The sequence below is a fragment of the Paenibacillus sp. FSL P4-0081 genome (assembly GCF_000758565.1).
GTDB classification, from domain to species: domain Bacteria; phylum Bacillota; class Bacilli; order Paenibacillales; family Paenibacillaceae; genus Paenibacillus_AQ; species Paenibacillus_AQ phytohabitans.
Window position 1 is genome coordinate 7,748,482 of the sequence record NZ_CP009280.1, and the last position, 23,853, is coordinate 7,772,334.

At 48.1% G+C, this 23,853-nt stretch carries 17 protein-coding genes; 4 read left to right on the top strand and 13 right to left on the bottom strand.

The features are described 5' to 3' along the window. Positions 1-20 precede the first annotated feature (20 nt). The 6 genes from P40081_RS33085 to rfbA form a co-directional block, all read right to left on the bottom strand. Positions 21-749 (bottom strand): ABC transporter ATP-binding protein, encoded by a 729-nt coding sequence (locus P40081_RS33085; protein WP_156118806.1) that lies wholly within the window; start codon positions 747-749, stop codon positions 21-23. A 26-nt stretch (positions 750-775) separates the two neighbouring features. Beyond that, a complete protein-coding gene (locus P40081_RS33090; protein ID WP_042140166.1) occupies positions 776-1,549 on the bottom strand; it encodes an ABC transporter permease in 774 nt (257 codons plus the stop codon). A 25-nt stretch (positions 1,550-1,574) separates the two neighbouring features. Then, complete coding sequence (rfbD, locus tag P40081_RS33095) at positions 1,575-2,435, bottom strand: dTDP-4-dehydrorhamnose reductase (protein ID WP_042140167.1); 861 nt, start codon at positions 2,433-2,435, stop codon at positions 1,575-1,577. A gap of 67 nt (positions 2,436-2,502) precedes the next feature. Next, on the bottom strand, positions 2,503-3,540 hold the full coding sequence (rfbB, locus tag P40081_RS33100) for a dTDP-glucose 4,6-dehydratase (protein ID WP_042141732.1): 1,038 nt from the start codon (positions 3,538-3,540) through the stop codon (positions 2,503-2,505). Between the two features lie 86 nt (positions 3,541-3,626). Continuing rightward, positions 3,627-4,178 (bottom strand): dTDP-4-dehydrorhamnose 3,5-epimerase, encoded by a 552-nt coding sequence (gene rfbC, locus P40081_RS33105; RefSeq protein ID WP_042140168.1) that lies wholly within the window; start codon positions 4,176-4,178, stop codon positions 3,627-3,629. Between the two features lie 47 nt (positions 4,179-4,225). Then, a complete protein-coding gene (gene rfbA / locus P40081_RS33110; protein WP_042140169.1) occupies positions 4,226-5,098 on the bottom strand; it encodes a glucose-1-phosphate thymidylyltransferase RfbA in 873 nt (290 codons plus the stop codon). A 134-nt stretch (positions 5,099-5,232) separates the two neighbouring features. Between rfbA and P40081_RS33115 the strand changes: the two genes are divergently transcribed. Continuing rightward, entirely contained in the window at positions 5,233-7,974 is a 2,742-nt protein-coding gene (locus P40081_RS33115) for an O-antigen ligase family protein (protein ID WP_042140170.1), read from the top strand. 123 nt (positions 7,975-8,097) lie between these two features. Here the strand turns inward: P40081_RS33115 and galU are convergent, their stop codons facing one another. The 5 genes from galU to P40081_RS33140 form a co-directional block, all read right to left on the bottom strand. Then, a complete protein-coding gene (gene galU, locus P40081_RS33120) occupies positions 8,098-8,985 on the bottom strand; it encodes a UTP--glucose-1-phosphate uridylyltransferase GalU (RefSeq protein ID WP_042140171.1) in 888 nt (295 codons plus the stop codon). A gap of 246 nt (positions 8,986-9,231) precedes the next feature. After that, positions 9,232-11,751 (bottom strand): U32 family peptidase, encoded by a 2,520-nt coding sequence (locus P40081_RS33125; RefSeq protein ID WP_042140172.1) that lies wholly within the window; start codon positions 11,749-11,751, stop codon positions 9,232-9,234. Positions 11,752-12,072: 321 nt separating this feature from the next. Next, positions 12,073-14,034: a stalk domain-containing protein gene (locus tag P40081_RS33130; protein WP_197074310.1), complete on the bottom strand. Its 1,962-nt coding sequence runs from the start codon at positions 14,032-14,034 to the stop codon at positions 12,073-12,075. Next, complete coding sequence (locus P40081_RS33135; protein WP_081970302.1) at positions 14,015-15,160, bottom strand: S1C family serine protease; 1,146 nt, start codon at positions 15,158-15,160, stop codon at positions 14,015-14,017. The genes P40081_RS33130 and P40081_RS33135 overlap by 20 nt, the downstream gene beginning before the upstream one ends. A 128-nt stretch (positions 15,161-15,288) precedes the next feature. Then, complete coding sequence (locus P40081_RS33140; RefSeq protein ID WP_042140174.1) at positions 15,289-15,498, bottom strand: DUF2759 family protein; 210 nt, start codon at positions 15,496-15,498, stop codon at positions 15,289-15,291. 425 nt (positions 15,499-15,923) lie between these two features. On the opposite strand from P40081_RS33140, the gene P40081_RS33145 reads away from it, so the two are divergent. Then, complete coding sequence (locus P40081_RS33145) at positions 15,924-16,163, top strand: DUF3977 family protein (protein WP_042140175.1); 240 nt, start codon at positions 15,924-15,926, stop codon at positions 16,161-16,163. A gap of 67 nt (positions 16,164-16,230) precedes the next feature. Here P40081_RS33145 and uvrA read toward each other — a convergent pair whose 3' ends face one another. Together uvrA and uvrB are read right to left on the bottom strand one after the other, a co-directional pair. Continuing rightward, on the bottom strand, positions 16,231-19,107 hold the full coding sequence (gene uvrA, locus P40081_RS33150) for an excinuclease ABC subunit UvrA (RefSeq protein ID WP_039307097.1): 2,877 nt from the start codon (positions 19,105-19,107) through the stop codon (positions 16,231-16,233). A gap of 813 nt (positions 19,108-19,920) precedes the next feature. Beyond that, on the bottom strand, positions 19,921-21,912 hold the full coding sequence (gene uvrB, locus P40081_RS33155; RefSeq protein ID WP_042140176.1) for an excinuclease ABC subunit UvrB: 1,992 nt from the start codon (positions 21,910-21,912) through the stop codon (positions 19,921-19,923). 181 nt (positions 21,913-22,093) lie between these two features. Between uvrB and P40081_RS33160 the strand changes: the two genes are divergently transcribed. After that, complete coding sequence (locus P40081_RS33160) at positions 22,094-22,882, top strand: flagellar motor protein (RefSeq protein ID WP_042140177.1); 789 nt, start codon at positions 22,094-22,096, stop codon at positions 22,880-22,882. Beyond that, a complete protein-coding gene (locus tag P40081_RS33165; protein ID WP_042140178.1) occupies positions 22,879-23,772 on the top strand; it encodes an OmpA/MotB family protein in 894 nt (297 codons plus the stop codon). The genes P40081_RS33160 and P40081_RS33165 overlap by 4 nt, the downstream gene beginning before the upstream one ends. Positions 23,773-23,853: the final 81 nt, after the last annotated feature.

The window sequence follows — 23,853 nt, forward strand, 5'->3', positions numbered from 1 at the left end:
CTAAATAAATATTCAATTACTCAAGCGTTTTGGTAAGCCTCAAATACTTCATCAACTGTTCCTACCGCCTTGATTTCTCCTTTGTCTAGCCAAATGGCATTCCTGCAAACCTTTTTCACTTGCTCAAATGAATGTGACACTAATATTAGAGTGGCTCCCGCTGAAGTCATTTTATCCATTCTTTCTTCACATTTTTCCTGAAATGCAGCATCGCCTACTGCCAAAATTTCATCAACAATAAGTACATCTGGATCAACTATTGTAGCAATAGAAAAACCCAGTCTGGCAACCATCCCAGATGAAAAATTTTTCAATGGAACATCTACAAAGTCGTGTAATTCTGAAAATTCTATAATATCCTCATATCGTTCTATCAAGAACTTTTTAGAATAACCCAATAGTGCACCATTGAGAAATATGTTCTCTCTTGCGGTTAGTTCCATATCGAATCCAGCTCCCAACTCGATTAAAGGAGCAACTGACCCCATAACAGAAACCTTACCGGTAGTAGGACGGAAAATTCCTGATATAATCTTCAAAATCGTGCTTTTTCCAGACCCATTGCTTCCTACTATGGCAAATGAATCACCTTTTTCGACCTTAAATGATACATTTTTCAGGGCATAGAATTCATCATGATTGACATCACGTTTCAGTACTTTTATAAAATATTCCTTAAGACTATTTATTTTCTCTTTTTCCAAATTAAATTTCATTGAAACATCAGTTACTTCAATTGCATAGTCCAATGTAGTCCCAATTCCTTTCATTAGTTTCAAATGTGGAGAACAAAATTTTTCTGATTCTTATAAAAAATCGTTAAACCAAGCCCTAGTGAGATCACAGAAAACAGAATACACATTAAGTTTGTATGAAAATCAGGAAGCTGATTATATAACACGACATCACGGAAAGCTTCAACATAATAATACATTGGATTACTATAAATTATTGTTTTTACATAATCAGGAACAATGCTAATAGGATAAAAAATAGGAGTGAGATATGTCCAAGCCGATAATAATATGGTGTAGAGGTGTAGCATATCTCGAAAATAAACTGCTAGAACAGACATAATTAGCCCCATACCAATTGAAAAAATCAAAATATACAAAAGAGGAAAAGGAAAAAAAAGAACTTCAGGGGTTATTTTCACTCCAGTAAATAATATAACGATAAAAATAGCTACTAAAGAAAATAAAAGCGTCACAAATGATGAAAGCACTCTGGAAACAGGAAAAATGTACTTAGGTACGTACACCTTTTTAATCAAGGAACCTCCACTCAATATTGAAGTCATCGACATTGAAGTTGATTCAGAGAAAAATGTAAATATAATCTGTCCCGATAACAAATATACAGGATAGTTAGGGATATCGAACTTGAAGAAACTAGAAAATACAGCAGTCAATACAATCATCATCAGTAATGGGCTTAGCAAACTCCATAAATAACCCAAAAATGATCGTCTATATTTAACTTTTAAATCGCGTGCTACAAACTCACGTAATAACCCTTTATATTTCCAGAAATTTTTAAAATATCTCAATTGAAATCATTCCTTATTCTTATCTCTATTTATCATCAAATTCATAAGCGATTTTTTTCATGTAGGATTCTAAGGAAATCATCCAGTGCGGCAAACGAACAAAGCCATTAATATCCAACACCTTTTTTGACATAGTAGAGTTTTTAGGGCGTATCACATTAACCGGGTACATATCAGTGGTAATAAAATTCACTTTCGTTGAAAGATTAGCTAGTCTAAATATCTCAACTGCAAATTCAGCCCAGCTACAAAAACCTTCATTCGTAGCATGATAAACTCCATATTTTTCAGTTTTTATCATGCTAACTATCAATTTAGAAAGATCAGCAGTATATGTTGGAGATCCCACTTGATCAGATACTACATCGACTGACTCCTGTTTCTTACCAATTCGTAACATGGTACTAACAAAATTTTTTCCGCTAACTCCGTATGCCCAAGAAGTTCTTATAATGAAGAACTTATCAGTTTTTTTCATCACTTCGAACTCGCCGTCTAATTTTGATCTACCATAAACTGAAAGGGGACCTGGTTCAGAATCAATCTCATATGGTTCTGCACTATCACCCGAAAAAACATAATCTGTACTTATATATACAAGTTTTGCGTTAATACTATTGCACAACATTGCAATATTGCCTGTGGCATCAACGTTTATACGTCTGCATTTCTCGACTTCCATTTCTGCCTTTTCAACATCAGTAAAAGCGGCAGAATGGATCACAACATCTGGCATGTACTCCATGAATACTTCTCTCGTAGATTGAAAATCAGTTAAATCCAACTTATTTATATCCAGTCCTGTGTATTTAATTCCCTCATTCTTCAATTCAAGAATTATATCTGAACCAAGTTGGCCCTTTGCTCCGGTTACTAAAACTCTCATATAATTTGTACTCCTAAGCATATCAGCATATTTAAAGCACCGTAAAGTTTGAATGTTGCTTTCTACACTAAAGAATTTCTAATTGATATTCACCATTCTTCACTCTATTTAGCCAAGTCTGGTTATCGAGATACCATCTTATTGTCCTACGAATACCTTCTTCAAACATAACCGTAGGTTCCCAATTTAATTCATCTTTCATTTTATTTGGATTGATAGCGTATCTTTTGTCATGCCCTAATCTATCTTCAACATATTGAATTAGAGTATTAGGTTTCCCAAGTTCCTCTAGAATGATTTTAACAATGTCAATATTTGTTTTTTCATTATGACCACCAACATTGTAGACTTCTCCCGCCTTACCTGAGTGAAGTACACTGTCTATTGCTATACAATGATCCTCTACATATAGCCAGTCTCTTACATTAAGCCCATCCCCATAGACAGGTAGTTTTTTGTCTTCTAAAGCATTCGAGATTATCAGCGGTATTAATTTTTCCGGAAATTGAAAAGGTCCATAATTGTTTGAACATCTTGTTATGGAAGTATTTAGACTAAATGTCTCATGATAAGCTCGTACGAACATATCCGCAGAGGCTTTACTTGCTGAGTACGGACTATTGGGAGCTAGCGGCGTCGTCTCTTCGAAGTAACCTGTTTCTCCCAAAGAGCCATATACTTCATCAGTAGATACTTGAACAAATCTTGCTTCAGGATTCGATACCCAATGATTCTTTGCCGCATCAAGTAATGTCTGTGTACCTAAAATGTTAGTTCTAAGAAAAACTTGCGGGTCAAGGATACTACGATCTACGTGAGACTCAGCAGCAAAGTTCACTACAGCTTCAGGTTGGTATTCTTTAAAAATACTATCCACAAACTGCGAATCACAAATGTCACCCTTCAAAAATACATGAGACTGGTTTCCTTCAATACTTTTAAGATTATCCAAATTCCCTGCATACGTTAAAGAATCCAGATTGATTATTTTATAATGCGGATATTTAGAAATCATATGAAGAACAAAATTGCTGCCAATAAACCCAGCGCCACCTGTAACCAATATCGTCTTTGATGTTTCGTTTTCTTGATTAGCGCCCACCATTTGATCTTTAACTTTATCATTCATAGCCAATTCATTCTTCCCCTTATTGTTTATTTATTCCCATGTAATTAAAACACCGAAAAAGTTTAAAGTCCTAGTTCTTTCAATGTTTTGAGCACCTTATCTTTGTCTGATAGGAGTACATCCTTTATATCATTTAGATGCCAATCAATATTCAACTCCGGATCATTCCAGAGTATGCCACTTTCGAATTCAGGGCGGTAGTAATTAGTACACTTATACACAAATTCCGCCTCATCAGACAAGACTACAAACCCATGGGCAAATCCTTCTGGTACATAAAATTGCTTTTTGTTGTCCCCTGAAAGTAATACGCCATGCCATTGTTTATATGTCGCAGATCCTTTCCGCAAGTCAACAGCTACATCAAACACCTCACCAGATAAAACTCTGACTAATTTGCCCTGAGGATATTGGGTCTGGAAATGCAATCCCCGAAGAACTCCCTTTTTGGATTTAGATTGATTATCCTGAACAAAAACCATATCCAAACCTTCATTTTTAAAATCGTTATAATTATAAGTTTCCATAAAGTATCCTCGATCATCGCCAAAAATCCTGGGTTCGATTACTACCAGATCTTCAATATGAGTTTTAATAAAAGTAAACTGTCCCATATGATCCTCCTAAGATAATTGTTTATTATAGTAGACAAAAATAAATATCAAATGAAATCGTCAGCAACTTGAACTAAATACTTACCGTAATCTGTCTTCAAAAGTGGTTTTGCTAAAGTTAATAACTGTTCCTTTGAAATATATTTTTTCTTAAATGCAATTTCCTCTAAACAAGCAACATATAAGCCCTGTCTTTTCTGAATAGCCTCAACGAAATTACTCGCTTCCAGCATTGCATCATGAGTTCCAGTATCCATCCATGCCATTCCTCGTCCTAACAATTTAACATTCAGCATACCCCTGCGCAAATATTCATTGTTAATTTCAGTAATTTCAAGTTCTCCGCGTGCTGAAGGTTTAATCCCCTTGGCAATCTCTACTACCTGATTATCATAAAAGTATAGACCAGGAACTGCATAATTAGACTTGGGATTTAGCGGTTTTTCTTCTATTGATAATACTTTACCATTCTCATCCGATTCAATTACTCCGTATGCCTCTGGGTTCTTAACAAAGTAGCCGAAAATTGTACCACCAGTTTGTATCTCAGCAGCTTCTTTAAGAAATTTACCAAAGCTCTGTCCATAAAAAATATTATCTCCGAGTATCAGCGAGACAGGTTCCCCTCCAATAAACTCTTCACCTATAATGAATGCTTCTGCTAAGCCTCTTGGTTCATCTTGTATTGCATAAGAAATCTGCAATCCTAGATGGGAGCCATCTCCAAACAACTCTTTAAAACCCTTGATGTCTCTGGGAGTCGAAATAATCAAAATTTCTTGAATTCCAGCAAGCATCAATACCGACATTGGGTAATAAATCATGGGCTTATCATACACTGGAATAATTTGTTTGGATATGGCAATTGTTAGAGGATAGAGTCTTGTCCCTGAGCCTCCAGCTAATATAATTCCCTTCATAACAAAAGAGACCCCTTTCGACAATCTAATAATTTTATGTATTTCCTCATTCTGTAAAAATCATTTTTATACTAACTCTGAGCGCTTGCATATGTTAAAATATCCACGTACCTACAGGAAAAGGAGATCATAACGTGTCGAAACCAGTATACGGTAAAAATGCTGTACAGTCGAGAAATGTTGAAAAGATATCCAGTTACATATGGGCTTTGGTTATTGGTTTCATTGTGTTTTTGGTTTGGACCCCGTTTCAAGTGGGATTGTTTAATGGGCAGCAGATCGACTTCGAGAAGCCGATTTATGTGTCATCGCTGCTGAGCAGCCTCTTGCTGCTGGTATGGGTAGGCTTGTACTTCACAAAGTTCAAGCTGGAAGGTCAGCGTGACTTGTTGGCTGTAGCCTCGCTCCTGCTTCCCGCTACGTATGCGTTGTCGCTTATTGGCGCTGTTTCGCATTATATGGCGATGAACCTGCTGTTTATACAGAGCATGTATGTCGCAATATTCATTATAGCGTTATATCTGCTCCAGCAAAAGCAACTAAATGTTGTCATTCAGAATGCCATTCTGGCGATTGCCTATTTCATCGTGGGCTTTGGCCTGCTGAACTGGCTTGGAAGCTGGAAATTCGCTGGAGGCCTTATAGGCTGGTTCTCCAACACAGTACGCAGTGGTAAATACTTGGATGCCGTGATGACAGACTCGAACGGCCTGCGTCTGACTTCTATTTTCCAGTATGCCAACACTTACGCTGCTTTCCTGATGGCTTTCTTGTTTGTTGCAGTGTTTGCACTCGTCCGCTCTAAAAAGTGGTACGGTACATTGACTCACAGCTTCATGCTTGTACCGATTATTGTATCTCTGCTGCTGACCTTATCCCGTGGCGGGCTCGTAATGCTGCCTGTAGTGTTTATTCTTCTGCTGTTGTTCCTGAAGCCTGCTCAGCAGATTCTGTGGATTATGCATCTTGCGATTTCCGGTATCGCTGCTCTGCTGGTTACCAGTCCGTTAACTACACTTGGAACTGAGCTGAACACTACCTTCACTTCATCAGCTGCATTAAATGCCTGGGCGTACCTGCTTGTTGCCTCAGCGGCTGTTGCTGCTCTGGGCTGGGCAATTCAGCGTTTCGCCGCTCCGTGGCTGCAAGAGAAGCTGGGAAGCTGGGAAACACGTAAATTAACAGGGCTGTGGATTCCACTCGGTTCAATCGTTCTTGTAGCTATTGTTGCTTTCCTGCTTATCGGGACAAGCGTACGTAGTATATTACCTGATAATATTGAAACACGGCTGGAGAACATTAACTTTAAACAGCATAGTGTACTGGAACGCATCACTTTTTATAAGGATGCTATGAAGGTTGTGAAGGATTATCCGATAATCGGATCCGGCGGCGGCGGCTGGGCTTCCTTATATGAGCATTATCAGAACAACCCTTATGTAAGCCGCCAGGTTCACAATTTCTTCCTGCAGTATTTGATTGAGGTTGGAATTGTCGGATTTATCGTGTTTATGGGCTTTATCGGATATATTTTCTATAAATACATCCGTGCATACCTGAAACGGGACAAGGACGAGTTCAATAATGGATTCTTCTTCTACATTATTGCTCTGTCCATTCTTGTTCACAGTCTGCTGGACTTTAACATGAGTTACGCGTTCATGGGGATTCTGGTATTCATTGGTTTGGCAGGTATGGGAGCAGGTATGGACAACAAGCCTCTACGCCAGAGCTGGAACAAGGCTGGACTGCGCTTCGGGTACTTTGCTGTGCTGGCCATCGGTTCTGTGTTCCTGCTCTTCCTGTCCATCAGCTACATCGGGTCCAGCAATGCTGCACTCAAAGGTAAAAATTTAGTTAGCGTAAGTCAATCATACGAAGAGATTAAGACTCCGCTGGTCGAGGCGCTGAAGAGCCGTCCGTTCCAGCCGGAAGCAGCAATCTACCTTGCATCCCTTGACCTGACGGTCTTTAAACAAACACAAGATGAGCAGTATCTGGCTGAAGCTTATAATGTTCTGAGCCGTGCACTCAAGGATGAGCCTTACAATAAAGATCTACTGAAACAATTGATCAGTTACTACGATCTCAAAGGACAAAGTGATCTGGGCTTCAATGTCTACCGCGACAATGCAGATAAATTCAATTGGGATATCGATTGGTATGAAGCATTGATTCGCCGTGCACAGGCTTTTGCAGCTGCTGCCGATGTGCAAAAAGACGAAGCTAAGAAACAGGAGTACCTGACTGCCGGTCTTGAAGCGTACCAGCATGTGGTTGACGGGGTAGAGCACCTGAAGACTTTGCCGCCTGAACAGCTGCAGGGCCGCCCGTTCTCAATCACGCCAACAATTGCATTGAATGCCGGAAAGCTGCAATTGCTATCAGGACAAGCTGAGCAAGCTGCTGCTACCTTGAAGCTCGGTTTTGCAGACAATTATGCAGATATCGTCAGTAGCACAACACTATGGGACACTAACTGGTATGGTTCTCTGATTGCCCGTGCCTTTGAACTGGCACAACAATCCTTCACTCAGCAGGATGAGGCTAACAAGATGATTCATCTCAATATTGGACTGGATGCCTACAATCAAGTGGCATCTGATCTGCAAGGCCAGCCTCTTCCTTCGTCAATCAACTTGAACACAGGAAAACTTCAGTATATGGCAGGTCAGATACAGGCAGCTGCGGCGACTTTAAAACTTGCCTTGAGCGATGACTACAGCGATGCAGCCAACCGCGATGCAGCCCGCTGGTATTTAGCGGCACTGAAAAAGGCTGGAGCGGCACAGGATCAACCTGTGTACGATAAGCTCATTGCAGCTGATCCTGCAGAGGCCGCAGAGATTGATACTATTGTAAATACACAATACTGAACCGAATAACTGAACACATATAGAAAAGCGGCCCCTGTCAGAGTACAGTGGGCCGCTTTTTACATTTTAATAATGAATAGGCAAGGGTACATAGTAGCTGATTGTTAGCCTCAAGATGAACTTTTATCTGCTAATGAGTCTTTCCTCATTCTCGATTACTTCTTTAAGATACTGCAACAGCCCTTCTTTAAGCTCCTCATGCTGAAGCGCATAATGGATGCTTGTCTGAATGAAGCCCATCTTCTCACCGACATCATGACGTTTGCCTTCAAAATCATAAGCAATGATCCGCTCCACTTCACTTAAACGGGAGATAGCATCGGTAAGCTGGATTTCTCCGCCTACGCCCACCTGCTGTTCACCAAGCATGTCGAAGATACGCGGAGTCAGGATATACCGTCCCAGGATCGCCAGGTTGGATGGTGCATCTTCACGCTTCGGCTTTTCGACTAGCCGGTTGGCCTTATAGACACGTTCTGCCAGTTCAGATCCATCGACCACCCCGTAGCGGGAAACCTCTTCCCAAGGCACGGGCTGAACGCCTACGATAGAGGACTTGTACTGCTCGTACACTTCAATCATCTGTTTAAGACAAGGTTTATTTGATTCTACGATGTCATCTCCCAAAAGCACCGCAAACGGCTCATTACCGATGAACTTCCGTGCGCACCAGATGGCATGTCCAAGGCCGCGCGGTTCTTTTTGACGAATGTAGTGGATATCGGCCATTTCCGAGGATTTACGCACCGATTCCAGCAGCTCCCACTTCTGCTTCTCAGCCAGGTTAAACTCCAGTTCGAATGAGTTATCAAAATGGTCCTCAATTGCACGCTTGCCCTTCCCGGTCACAATAATGATATCTTCTATTCCGGAAGCCACTGCTTCTTCAACAATGTATTGGATAGTTGGTTTGTCTACAATCGGCAGCATTTCTTTGGGCATTGCCTTAGTTGCGGGTAGGAAGCGGGTACCTAGACCAGCTGCGGGAATAATAGCTTTACGGATCTTCATCACATAGCTCCTTCTGGCTTCATGTTTTATCACTAATTCCTTATGGAAAAATGGCATATTTGATTCAATTATAGCAGTTATGGGCTATATTGGGCAGATCGATTATGATGCTTAGAATGTATATGTAATGCTGTTTATGATAGAAGAGGCACTTTCAAATGAAAGTCTAAAAAAAGAGGCCAGCCTGTTCCGAAGATTATCCATTAATACTTCGGTAAGACTGGCCTTGTATACAGTTTTCAATCCTTACTTCGCATTAACCAACTGCCCGCGTGTAACCCCAAGCTGGTTGGTGGCCTTCAGGCTTTTCCAAACCTGCGTTCCGGAGATTTCTCCGCGCAGTGCGCGGCTGTACAGGCTGATAACCTCAGCTACCTGCTCCGGTGTTTCCTCCAGGAACTCTACGCGGAAAGAAGATACGCCAAGCTCACGGAAGTGATTCAGGTATTCTGCACCTGACTGTTCAACGGCGTTATAGACGGTGTTGCGGCAGCCTTCGTCTACACGGACAGGATGGGACATGCCGATCCGGTCCTGCAGCGAAGCACGCTGCTCCTCGCAAGGACGGCCACAGTTAGTGTAGTCAGTACCTTCACTCATGAAGGTGCAGTATACGCAGTGCTCAGTGTGGAACATTGGCAGATGCTGGTGAATAACAACCTCCATCCGCGAGGTGTCGCTGTGTCCGAGCAGATCAACCATCTGCTGGATGTTCAGGTCATACGACGGTGTCACCACATCAAGGCCGGCATTCAGGAACAGATCAACCGCTCTGTGGTTGGCGATATTCAGCGAGAAATCGCCGATTAGCCGGGGATGCACAGCATCCGGATGCTCCATCCGGTGGCGCAGGTAATAATACAGCGCGCCGGTATTGCGCACCAGCACAGCATCCGGCTGCAGCCGCAGGATGTTGGCATGGTAGCCGTTCTCGTTCGGCATATGGATGCGCGGTGTGGCCAGCGTGATGCTGGCCCCTGCAGCCCGCACAGCGTCTACTGCCGCCGGGAACTGCTTGATGAACTCGAAATCGGCGTAAATGCTCGTCACGCCGGCTTCGAGCGCAGCCTGCACCTGCGGCAGGCTGCGGCACAGCGCGGTGAGCTCTGCTTCACCGCGCGCCTCTGCGGCGCCCCTGCGGGAAGCGCCGCCGTAGACCTCTACCTCCCGTTTCACATACACGGGAGGCTTCGGGCGCTCGCCTGCAAGCAGGTCCACCGCCTGGCGGCGGATGCTGTTCAGCTCGCGCATAGGCACAATCACGTCGCCTTGCAGATGCGACTCCAGCGCTTCAAGCTGGAATACGGTTCCGCCCAGGCGGCCAAATTGTTCTTCCAGCAGCGCGGTATCCATCGGACGCTTCTGCGCTGTCTCCAGCGCGAGCTCCGAATCCACACGGACGGTTACCTTCTTCTGAATGTCCGTCCACCAGGTCGTCAGCTTCTCCCCCGCGCAGCCTTGCACTCTCACGTGAACCGGGAAGACCCGGTAAGGCTTCTCAGTCTCATACGACTGGCGCAGCGCCTTGTCGAGCGCCGGATCATTCGTCTTCCAGATGCGGTCGCCAACATGCAGACGGCGCAGATCCACGTCATTACGGCCGGGTACGATGTCGATAATCCAGCCTTCACCGGCTTCGCCCTCCAGCTTGACGCCTTTGCGGCGCAGATCGTAGACGCGGCCGCCCTCCTCCTTCTTGGTCGGATCTCCGGCATCGAACACGATTCCGTCTCCGCGCTTAAGCGGAGCATGAATACGGCAGACTACACCGTCGCGCAGAATCTGTTCGACGGTTCCCATGAACACACCCCGGCTTTTCGGGAAGGTGCCATCAACTAATTTCTTATTGTTAGTACCGTCCAGGAAACCATGAGTGAAGCCGCGCGAGAAGCTCTGCTGCAGCTCACGCATGTCCTCCTTCGAGGTCGGTGTCCAGTTACCGTCAAAATACTTATCAATCGCTTTGCGGTATTTACTAACCACATTCGCAACGTATTCGGGAGTCTTGAGCCGGCCTTCAATTTTGAAAGAGGTCACTCCAGCTTCAATCAGTTCGGGCATCAGATCAATAGCGGCAAGATCTTTCGGGGACAGCAGGTAGGTTACATCACCCATCGGCTTCACTTCTCCGTCTACCACCAGGTCATACGGCAGGCGGCAGGCCTGGGCACATTCTCCGCGGTTCGCAGAGCGTCCGCCCCACATTTCGGAAGTCAGACATTGTCCGGAATAGGATACACATAGTGCACCATGCACGAAGACTTCCATCGGCAGGCGGGCTTGTTCGCCAATCGTGCGGATCTGCTTCAGATTATTTTCACGGCCAAGGACTACACGTTCCAGCCCCCAAGGCTTCGTGAACTCCACCGCTTCCGGTGAAGTAATCGTCATTTGCGTAGAACCGTGAATCGGGAAATCCGGAGAGATCTCACGAATCATCTGGACCAGACCCAAGTCCTGTACTATAACCGCATCCACACCGGCATCCACGCAGGCATCAATCAGTTCTTTGGCATCCGGCAGCTCATTCTCAAACACCAGTATATTAAAGGTCAGAAACCCCTTCACTCCATAGCTGTGCAGAAAGGCCATAATCTCCGGCAGCTCGTCCATACGGAAATTGTTGGCTCTGGCCCGTGCATTGAATTTCTCTACGCCAAAAAAGACAGCATCCGCCCCGTTCGCCACTGCTGCACGCATGCAGTCCCAGTCTCCCGCCGGAGCCAGCAGTTCTACGTCTTCTCTGCGTATTTGTTGCTCTTTCATTTATATCCTCCTAAACCGCCTGTTCGGCGGGTCATTTACAGCTTTTTAACTTATTAATTGTATCAAATATCACACCTCTGCGCCATCAAAATGGCAAGAATTATATGAATAATAGGAGGACAGAAACATCATGCTGCAATTTTTTGTCTTTTACATCGCAAATCACCAGTGTACGGAATACCGTCCGGCTGTAGTAAATCATATCTTATCCATGATTCATATACCTTCCTCGAGCTCTTTCCCTTACAGAAAAAAAACGCCCCACTGCCTGCCGGCAACTGAGACGTTCTTAGTCATAGCTAATTTTACGCTAACATTAAACTATGAGGATTCCCCCCACCCAAACGACCCCAGCACCCTCTCCAACACCGCCAGCTGGCTGGCCGTCGCATTGGCATCGTTCAGTGTGACGGTGATCGTAAACACCACTTCATTCTTGCTGAAGATAATGTTTCGCGTGCTCACAGGGATGCTGCTCTTGGTCTGTTCTACTGTGAGGATGGTGGCGGGCACTCCCGCAAAGGTGGTTTCCTCCACACATTTCACCTGCGGCCCTTTCGGGTCTTTTTTGGTGTTCTGATAATAGCTCTGCAGCTGGCTGACGGCATATTCCATGGTAACATCCGGACTGGCATAAATCTGGAACCGTCCGCCGGTGAAGCGGTATTCCACGGTCTGGCTCTCAAAAAGATCCTGATATGGCGTCCACAGGCGCGGAATATCAATACTGTAGCCGTAAGCTTTGGAGCTCTTAGGGATCGACTTTGTGCTGAGCAGCGCGTAATCATCGGTTTCCAGACGGCCAAAGTTCTCCTTGATCTGCGCAAAATCAATATCGATGGAGTTAAGCACATCTGTGAACCGCGCCTTGTCGCCATCCTGTCCTGGCGCTGTCCGGTATTCAAAATAATAGCGGTAGCCGTTCTTCAGCAGCAGAATCTGATATTCCGTACTCCAGCTGTTGCCTGGATTGAGTCCGATTTCATGGATCAATACCGGCTCACCGGAGACTTTGCCTGCGATGCCGTTCTTCAGCGTATAAACTTCGGCCACGTAGGTGTCACGCAGCTGCGACTCCAGTTCCCGGCTCCAGCTCTCGAGCGTTGATCCCGCAGGGGCAGAGCTCACTTTTACACGCAGATAGCTTCCCTGTTTGCTCTCATAATATAAATGCTGGTCATCCACACTCCAGTCTGCCGGCACCAGCAGTGAGATTCCGTAGTCTTCGTTATATCCTTCGCGCAGGCCGTTTGTGACTGTGGAGAGATCACGGATGCTTTTGTCAGAAGAATTATAGGAAGGTTGGAAGGAGTCCAGCAGCACGGCATACTGATCCAGATCCTTATAGTTCACCGCGTTATCGTCCGTCAGATAAATTTCATACAGCCTGCCGCTGGCATAATATTGCCTGCCCTCCCACAGCGCTCCACTGGAATCCTTGCTGACTATCCGGGCGTAAGGAACCTTGGCTTCAGGTACGACCTCCCGGTCCAGTACAGTCTCTCCGCCCTCCTCCGATGACCGCACCAGATTCTCCAGCAGCCCTTCCGGATCAAGCGGTACCTCCTGCGGTGAAGCATGGACCTCCAGATAATAATTATTCTCTGCACTCATAAAAGTCGCTACATTCTCATTCCCCCCGCTGTCACCCACAACAAGTCCGGACGGATAATTCATACTCCATTCAAAATAACTGTTGCCGATCCGGGTTTTGCCGACATCACTGTCGATGCCGCTCTCCGGTTCTGCTGCCGCCTCCTTCTCCGAAGGAGTAAGTGTAACCAGCAATCCCCCGCCATCTGCCGCAGTAATCCGTGCACCGAGCACTCCGGTCACGAACCGCAGGGGCACCATCAGCACACCGGAAACCATACGCGGCGGCGCAGCAAGCTTAATTTTGACGCCATCCTTCCAGGCAGAGGTACTGCCTATCGTCATCGCTCCGGTATGCGGACCGTACATCACCTTCACTACATCGTTACCTTCAAGAGAGACTGTGCTGCCGAATGCTTTTTTGAAAATCCCCAGCGGCACCATGACCGCCCCGCTCTCCGTAAAAGGCTTCTGAATCACTATCGGTTCCCCGTTAACCTTTGCAGATGCGCTGCCTACTTTGAGGCTTAGCTTTAGAATCGGAGTTTCTGCCGCATAGGCATTCATGCCCGGAAATACAGCAAGCAACAATAGCACTACCAGCATGACAGACAGTCCGCGGGGTATAGATTCCCTCCCCAATCGCCGCGTTCCTGCTTCTGCAAGTCTTCTACTCTTCCGCCTGTTCATCGCCATCCACCTCCGTCTCTTCCGTATTCACCAATGGATCACCTTGCCCCAGAACAAGGCTTCTGGCGACGATATCGCCGTCACTTTGCATGAGCAGCTTGACCACTGCTCCCGGCTTGTATTGCTTGAACCATTCGTTAATGTCCACAAGGGACGCGACCCGGTGGCCGTCTATCGCATACAGTGCATCTCCCTCGGCAATCCCCGCCTTCCGTGCTTCTGCAGTGACCACCTTCGTAACCGTTAAAGGCTCCTGGGTAGGCAGCCCGACAATGACGGGCCAGCTCTCCTCCAGCTCAACTCCGAGACTCGGACGGCGGACTTCACCGTATTTGAGCAGCTGATTCATAATATACTGCACCGTATCTGCCGGAATGGAGAAGCCCATATTTTCCACGCCTACTGCCGCAAATTTCAAGCTGTTGACCCCAAGCACCTCACCTTTCATGCTGACCAGCGGCCCTCCGCTGTTGCCGGGGTTAATCGCCGTGTCGCTCTGAATCAGCCGGTAAGCCGCATCCACCGAACGGTTGAGGCCGCTAATCACTCCTACGGTAGCCGAATTTCTGAGGGAGAACGAAATAGGTGTGCCGATCGCTATGACTTTCTCTCCAACCTGTAACCCTGCCGGGCTAGCGGCGAACTTTGCCGGCTTCAGGGATTTGGCTGTAATCTTGATCAGAGCGAGGTCACTCACCTCATCCATATATGTATCCGTAATGTTATAGCTCTTGCCATCTGAGGTAACCACTACTGCATTCTGCAGCCCCTCCATGACGTGGGCATTGGTAATAATCCACCCGTCTGCTTTGACGATAATTCCGGACCCGTGTGTCAGATTGTAGCGGTCATCCGGACCTCCAGATTCACCACTGGCTTTGCCGATAATGCCCACGACCGATGCCGACACCGCGCGGATAATTTGTGGTACCGGATCCACTGCAGGTTTAGCCGCTTGCTCCTTGTTAACGGGCTTGAGTCCGCCTATTTGTCCAGCCATTACAGGGCCTGTCCCTCCGTACACTGTGCCAAGTGCAGACAGCGGACTACCTGTGAATCCCGACAATATCAACCCGCACAACAGCACAATGCCACTCCGGGCAACTGCATTCTTTCCCGCGTTCATCGCCTTCCCCCTTTCTCCTGTACAGCTGATTCCTTCATCATTTTAAAAAAAGACGCCTTTAGGCTCGCCGGGTGGCGGATAAAGGTGTCTTTGAAAGACCTTGCTTCTGAAGTTAGTTGTGCCTGAACTTAGCTGAACCAATTCATAATCATTGCATAGTCAGAGACTGCAAAAACCAGCAGGCTCACCACTCCGAAGCCGATTGCAAATTTGTTCTTCTGCGGAGCTTTCAATAGCCGGACCACACCGATAAATATCAGGATCGTGAATAGAATCATAAATACATCGAAGGTATGAAATGTAGACGGTTCTTGCGCGGCAGCTTCTGCAAGCAGCATGGCAATCCCTCCCTGAAAGTGTTGTCAAGCAAGTTCATCTAATCCATATCACCTTCTATGTTATCGCTACCATTTCAGTGACGCAATAGAAATTGTCTAAAAATTATGTATTTGTCATAAAAAATATTTCCGAAGCCGGAAATCAGCTAAAATACAGAGATATTTATCATTGACCATTTGTTGTGATATGTGATTTTCAAGGAGCTGACTCCTATTGCAACCGCAAACAGCCTCTGCTAATCATTCAACGCAAAACCCTCTCTTTGAATCTTACTGCGGACATGCTTTAGTTATGCCAGTTCTGCTTCTCTGCCGCCCGTTTAATTTTTGTCTGCGCACATGAAATCGCCTGCCACAACCCTCACTGTAAAACTCCTGACGACGATGTTATGATCAGTCATGCAGAACTGGAGGTGCCCGCCGGCTTGAAATACATCGAATTCGGAATAGGAAACAGATGGCTGGTACGAACTGAGACCGAGAAGCCTGATGGTACAGAGACCGAAGCACGGGGAATTATCGGGCCTGTTAAATGCCGTTCCCTGTATATAAGAGTCTGGATCAGAAGAACGGTATGGATTCTGGATTCACAGGACGGCTTCAAGAAAGCCACCAAAGCGCGCAATCACTTCAAAGTGATCTTTGGTATCCGGAGTGAGTTGTAGTAAAAAAACAGCCCATGCCCCACCTCGCAGTGGACCATGGGCTATTTAAGTTTGCAGCTTCCTCCGGTTACACCGTATCAGAGGTCTGAAGTTCAAGCGCCTGAGTACGTTCGGTGTCGCGGATGAGGACCGGCTTCAGATACCGGCCTGTGTAGGATTCCTCGACAGTAATCAGCTTCTCCGGTGTTCCGGTCGCAAGCACCGTTCCTCCGCCGCTGCCGCCTTCCGGACCCATATCAATAATATAGTCAGCAGTCTTGATTACATCGAGGTTATGCTCAATGACCAGGACCGATTCACCGGAATCCACCAGACGGTGCAGCACCTCAAGCAGACGGCCAATGTCATCTACATGCAGGCCGGTCGTCGGCTCATCCAGAATGTACAGCGTCTTGCCGGTACTGCGGCGGTACAGCTCGGAAGCCAGCTTCACGCGCTGCGCTTCACCACCGGACAAGGTTGTCCCCGGCTGGCCGATGTTGATATAGCCCAGACCCACATCAAGCAGCGTCTGCATTTTGCGGTGGATACGCGGGATATTCTTGAAGAATTCCGTTGCATCCTCGACGGTCATCTCCAATACATCGGAGATACTCTTGCCTTTATATTTCACTTCCAGCGTTTCGCGGTTATACCGTTTGCCCTTGCAGACTTCACAAGGCACATACACATCCGGCAGGAAGTGCATCTCAATCTTGATAATCCCGTCTCCCCGGCAAGCCTCACAGCGGCCGCCCTTCACATTGAAGCTGAAGCGCCCCTTCTGGAAGCCGCGTACCTTAGCCTCATTGGTCTTGGAGAACAAATCGCGGATATCATCGAACACACCTGTATACGTGGCCGGATTGGAACGTGGTGTACGCCCGATCGGTGACTGGTCAATCTCAATTACTTTATCCAGATTCTCCAGACCGCGGATTTCTTTATGCACACCGGGACGGACCTTGACAGCCTTGTTAAGCTGGCGTGCCAGGCTCTTATAGAGAATTTCGTTAATAAGTGAAGATTTGCCGGAACCGGATACTCCGGTGACCGCTGTAAAGACACCAAGCGGAATCTTCACATTTACATTCTTCAGATTATTCTCTTTAGCCCCGCGAATCTCTATCCAGCGCTCATTATCGGTAGGCCGGCGCGTCGAGGTGACAGGGATGAATTTGCGTCCGCTTAAGTATTCACCTGTCAGGGAGTTCGGATCGTCCATAATCTCCTGAGGTGTACCTTGAGCAATTACCTGTCCGCCATGTATTCCGGCACCGGGGCCAATGTCAATAATATAGTCGGCAGCCATCATGGTATCCTCATCATGCTCAACGACGATCAGAGTATTGCCCAGATCGCGCATATGAGCCAGCGTAGCAATCAGCCGGTCATTATCCCGCTGATGAAGCCCGATGCTCGGCTCATCCAGAATATACAGGACACCCATCAGACTGGAGCCAATCTGTGTAGCCAGCCTGATCCGCTGCGCTTCACCGCCGGATAACGAGCCCGCTGCACGGCTAAGCGTCAGATAGTTCAACCCTACATTTACGAGGAATCCTAAGCGGCTGCTGATTTCCTTAAGAATCAGGTTAGCGATGGCCGTTTCTTTCTCACTGAGCTTGAGATTCTCGAAGAAGTCCAGACAATCTCCAATCGAAAGATCCGTAACATCGGCAACATTCTGCTGATTAATCGTCACGGCCAGAATCTCTTTCTTCAGTCTTTTGCCTTTGCAGACATGGCATGGCTTGGCGCTCATGAAGCCTTCGATAAACTCACGGATGCCTTCAGAGGCAGTGTCGCGGTAACGGCGCTCCAGATTCGGGATGATTCCTTCAAAAGCAACAAGTGCATCCTTGCGCTGGCCAAAGTCGTTCTCATAACGGAAGCGGATCTTCTCACTGCCCGTTCCGTGCAGCAGCTTGGTCATATGCTCCGGTGACAGGCTGCTGACAGGAACATTCTGCGGAATTTTGAAATGCTCACATACCGACTTCAGGAACTGCGGATAGTAGTTCGACGTACTGCCTGTCCAGGCTAAGAATGCACCTTCTTCGATGGACTTCTCCGCATCCGGGATCAGCAGATCCGGATCGACTACCATCTTCACACCAAGCCCGTCACATTCCGTGCAGGCACCAAACGGGCTGTTGAACGAGAACATACGCGGAGCAAGCTCTTCTATACTGAACCCGCAGATTGGGCAGGCAAAGCTTGCGCTGAATAAAAGCTCTTCCTGGCCCATCACATCGACCAGAATCTGACCGCCCGACAGCTTCAGTGCAGTCTCCAATGAATCGGTAAGACGGGTCTCAATATCGTCCTTAATGACAATCCGGTCGACAACAACTTCAATCGTATGCTTCTTATTCTTCTCCAGCACAATATCTTCCGTAACTTCGCGAAGCTCACCGTCAACACGCACACGAACGAAACCTTGCTTGGAGATATCGGTGAACAAGCCTTTATGTTCACCCTTACGGCCGGAAATCACAGGTGCCAGAATCTGCAGGCGGGTCTTCTCCGGGTATTGCATAATCCGGTCAACCATCTGTTCCACAGTCTGTGATGTAATCTCTATGCCATGATCCGGACAATGGGGATGCCCAACCCGGGCAAACAGCAGCCGCAGATAGTCATAAATCTCTGTAACCGTACCTACGGTCGAACGCGGGTTACGGCTTGTAGTTTTCTGGTCAATCGATATGGCCGGGGATAGCCCGTCAATGGAATCCACATCCGGCTTCTCCATCTGACCCAGGAACTGGCGGGCATAGGCAGACAGCGATTCAACGTAACGGCGCTGGCCCTCGGCATAAATCGTGTCGAATGCCAAAGATGATTTACCCGAGCCGCTCAGTCCCGTCAGCACGACGAAGCGGTCACGCGGAATCGTTACGTCGATGTTCTTGAGATTATGGGCCCTTGCGCCCTTGATTATTATACTTTCGTTCGCCAACGGTACCTCTCCTTTATAAAAACCTATTAAAATGGAAAAACATTTAGCAAAATATTTTCGATCCCTCCCAAACCCTCCCTTCCAAGGGAGGGCCCCAAGGGTTGCACCCTCTGGACACCCGCAAGCTCGGCGGAAAGAGTTAGGACTGGGATGGAATTGGCTACTGGGGCAATGGGAGCGCTAGTCCCTACGGGACCGCTATACTATAGGCGCAGGATACGGCTCGCTGCATGCTACAGCGGGCCGACAACCGCTGTCCCTACGGGATGCGCGAACTGCGGCTGTTCCTACGGAATGCGCTAAGAGCTTAACTACAAGCTGTCCCTACGGGATACGCGCGAACTGCGGCTGTTCCTACGGAATGCGCTAAGAGCTTGACCACAAGCTGTCCCTACGGGATACGCGCGAACTGCGGCTGTTCCTACGGAATGCGCTAAGTGCTTAACTACAAGCTGTCCCTACGGGATGCGCGAACTGCGGCTGTTCCTACGGAATGCGCTAAGTGCTTAACTACAAGCTGTCCCTACGGGATACGCGCGAACTGCGGCTGTTCCTACGGAATGCGCTAAGTGCTTAACTACAAGCTGTCCCTACGGGATGCGCGAACTGCGGCTGTTCCTACGGAATGCGCTAAGGGCTTAACTACAAGTTGGCCCTACGGGATGCGCAAACTACGATTGTTCCTACGGAATGCGCTAAGGGCGTAACTGCAGCTGTCCCTGCGGGATGCGCGAAGGGCAATCTATCTTCAAAAAGAACGGCCAGTGAAGCGCCGTTCCGTGATCATTAAGTGTAAGTGCTGGCGGGGCCAGCTTACTCGGCCCGCAGTTCAAGCAACGCATCGCGCAGCTCTGCGGCGCGTTCGAATTGCAGGTTCTTGGCCGCGTCCTTCATCTCGGCCTCCAGACGCTGCATCAGGCTCTGCTTCTCTTTCTTGTTCAGCTTGCCGCCGGCGCCGGTGAGATAATCGGCCTTGGACTCGGCCACCTTGGTGGCCTCGATGATGTCACGCACTTTCTTATTGATTGTCGTTGGCGTGATGCCGTGCTTCTCATTATGGGCAATCTGAATTTCACGGCGGCGCTGGGTTTCGCTCATCGCCTTCTCCATGGAATCCGTAATGCGGTCGCCGTACAGAATGACACGTCCATCAGAGTTACGGGCCGCCCGGCCGATGGTCTGAATGAGTGAACGCTCGGAGCGGAGGAAGCCTTCCTTGTCAGCATCTAGGATGGCGACAAGGGAGACCTCCGGCAGGTCAAGACCTTCTCTTAATAAGTTAATACCCACCAGTACATGGAACGTACCGAGCCGGAGATCACGCAGGATGGCCATCCGCTCCAACGTCTTGATATCGGAGTGCATATACCGCACCTTAATCCCGATTTCCTTGAAGTAATCGGTCAGATCCTCGGACATCTTCTTCGTAAGTGTTGTAACGAGTACACGCTCATCACGCTCTACACGGTCACGGATTTCGCTGATCAGATCATCGATCTGTCCCTCTGTAGGGCGTACTTCGATGATCGGGTCCAGCAGGCCGGTAGGACGGATAATCTGCTGCACCATAGTATCGCAGTGCTCCATTTCGTATGGTCCCGGTGTAGCAGACACATATACAATCTGGTTCACTTTCTCTTCGAATTCCTCGAACTGCAGCGGCCGGTTATCCAGCGCGGACGGGAGGCGGAAGCCATGCTCCACCAATACTGTCTTACGCGCACGGTCACCATTATACATAGCCCGGATCTGCGGCAGCGTTGCATGGGACTCATCAATAACAATCAGCATATCATCCGGGAAGTAATCCATTAAGGTATATGGAGTCGCTCCCGGCTCACGGAAGGTAAGCGGGCCGGAATAGTTCTCGATACCGGAGCAGAAGCCCACTTCCTTCATCATCTCAATATCGTACCGCGTCCGCTGCTCCAGCCGCTGGGCTTCCAGCAGCTTGCCCGCATCACGAAGCACGGCCAGCCGTTCCTCAAGCTCCCGCTCAATGTTGATAATAGCTACACGCATCGTTTCTTCCTGGGTGACAAAGTGCGAAGCCGGGAAGATCGCTATATGATCGCGCTCACCAATCAGCTCTCCTGTGAGAACATCAATCTCGGTAATGCGCTCTATCTCATCTCCGAACAGCTCCACACGGATCGCATGCTCCCCCTGTGAAGCCGGGAAGATCTCGACCACATCGCCGCGTACCCGGAACGTCCCGCGTACGAAGTTAATGTCATTGCGCTGGTACTGGATCTCCACGAGCCTGCTCAGAATCTGATTGCGCGGCTTCTCCATCCCTACCCGCAGTGTCAACAGCATACTTCCGTATTCCTGCGGCGAACCGAGGCCATAAATACAGGACACACTCGCAACAATAATAACGTCACGCCGTTCGAACAGCGAACTGGTGGCGGAGTGCCGGAGCTTGTCAATTTCTTCATTTATGCTGGAATCTTTCTCTATGAAGGTATCGGAGGAAGGAATGTACGCCTCAGGCTGGTAGTAATCGTAGTAACTGACGAAGTAGTCAACGGAATTGTTCGGGAAAAATTCTTTGAACTCACTCGCCAGCTGCGCCGCAAGCGTCTTGTTGTGCGCAATGACCAGCGTCGGGCGGTTCAGTTTGGAAATCACTTGTGCGATGGTAAAGGTCTTGCCTGTACCTGTCGCTCCCAGCAGCGTCTGGTGCTTCTTGCCCTGCCGGATGCCGTCCAATAATTCTTCTATGGCATGAGGCTGATCGCCCTGGGGTGTATACTCGGACTCCAGTTCAAATGTCTTTGTACTGACGACAATATCACTCATTTGCCCGTCTCCCCTCTATCGTCTAAAATATATGAATATATTATAATTGTAGCCCTAATAGTTGCCTATCCATACCGTACTGAAAAATATGGAAGATAGGAATACACGTTCCCGTTTATTATACAGCGTTGCCCAGATTGATGCAAACCATAATATATAGAAATTTAAGGAGCTTGAACTTATGGATATCACTTCAATTATCGGCCTGCTGGCAGGCATTGCCGCAATGATCGGCGGCTTTCTCTGGGAAGGCGGAAGCTTATCCGGCCTGCTGCAGCTGAACGCCGCGCTGATCGTATTCGGCGGCACCCTTGCCGCTGTACTCATCAGTTTTCCGGCCTCCAGATTACGCAGCGTCCCGGCGGCTCTGCGCCTGGCATTCGGCAGACATCCCGACACCACCCAGGAGAAGGCCGAAGAGCTGATCTCCATGGCTGCAATCACTCGGCGCGGGGGTGTGCTTGCGCTGGAGAAGAGAGCGGAGGAGCATCCGGATACCTTTACCCGCGAAGGGCTGTTTCTTATTGTCGACGGCACCGATCCTGATCAGGTCCGGCAAATTCTTGAACTGGAGATGGACGCCAAGGAACTGAAGTATGAAGGCTATGCCAAAATCTTCGAAGCCGCCGGCGGCTATGCTCCGACTATGGGCATCATCGGCACCGTAATGGGATTAATACGGGTACTGAGCAATCTGACGGATCCCTCTAATCTGGGGGCCTCGATCGCTGTAGCTTTTACAGCAACGCTCTATGGCGTAGCCAGTGCTAATCTTATATTTTTACCCATCGCCTCCAAAATCAAATCCCGCAGCCAAAGCGAACTGGGCAGCATGGAGATGCTGCTTGTCGGTATCCTGTCCCTGCAGAATGGGGATCATCCGCATCTGGTCCGCAAAAAACTGACCGCCTTTATTCCCGATGCCTCACCTAGACGCAGCAGCAATAATAACCCGGGAGACCCGCTATGAGACAAAGAAACCGCCGCCAGGGACGTAGTAGAGGTAAGGAGAACCGGGACCGCTGGATGATTACCTATGCGGATCTGATTACGCTTCTGCTCATTTTTTTCATCATCCTGTACGCCATGAGCAGTCTGGATACGCAAAAATACGCGATCGTTACCGGTTCATTATCTGATACCTTTAAGAGCGGCAGTCCTGTGCTTGAAGGCGGAAATGGAGTGCTGGATGGTAATCAGGGGAACACGGGAGCCGCAGTCTCGAATGAACAGGAAGCAGGCGGAAGCACCGGTGGCGGTCTTTCTTCCGGGGGCAATGTGAAGGAGAATGGTTCGAACGGAACCGGGACGGGCACGGATACCTCCGGGCAAAACGGGGAGACTGCCGAACACCAGCCTTCGGCGCGTGAGCTCGCTTTTCGTGAGCAGGAGGCCAAACTGGCCGCGCTCATGGGTGTAATCACCAAATACGTGGAAGATAACAACCTTGGGGAGCAGATCTTTGTAGCGGATAAACCGCAGGGCATTGCCATCACGCTTAGCGACCGGTTCCTGTTCGATGCCGGCAAAGCCGAGCTGAAATCACCTGCCTTCCCGGCACTGCGCCAGCTCTCCGGCCTGTTCCGCGGAATCGGTGCCACGATCAGCATCGAAGGCCATACCGACAATGTCCCGGTAACCGCCGCTTCAGATTACACGGATAACTGGGAGCTATCCGGCGCCCGCGCACTCTCTGTGCTGCGCTTCTTCCTGGATAACGAGGGGCTTAGCCCCGATACTTTCCAATATGCCGGTTACGCGGATACCAGACCTGCTTACGATAACACTACCGTTGAAGGACGGCAGAAGAACCGCCGGGTCGAACTTATTGTCCTGCGGCAGCTTCAAGAGGAAGAATAACACGTATCTGCAAGCGAATCAGCTCAGAGATCTGCAGATGAGAAGGCACGGCAACCATTTGCTAGTATAAGGAGATTGAAC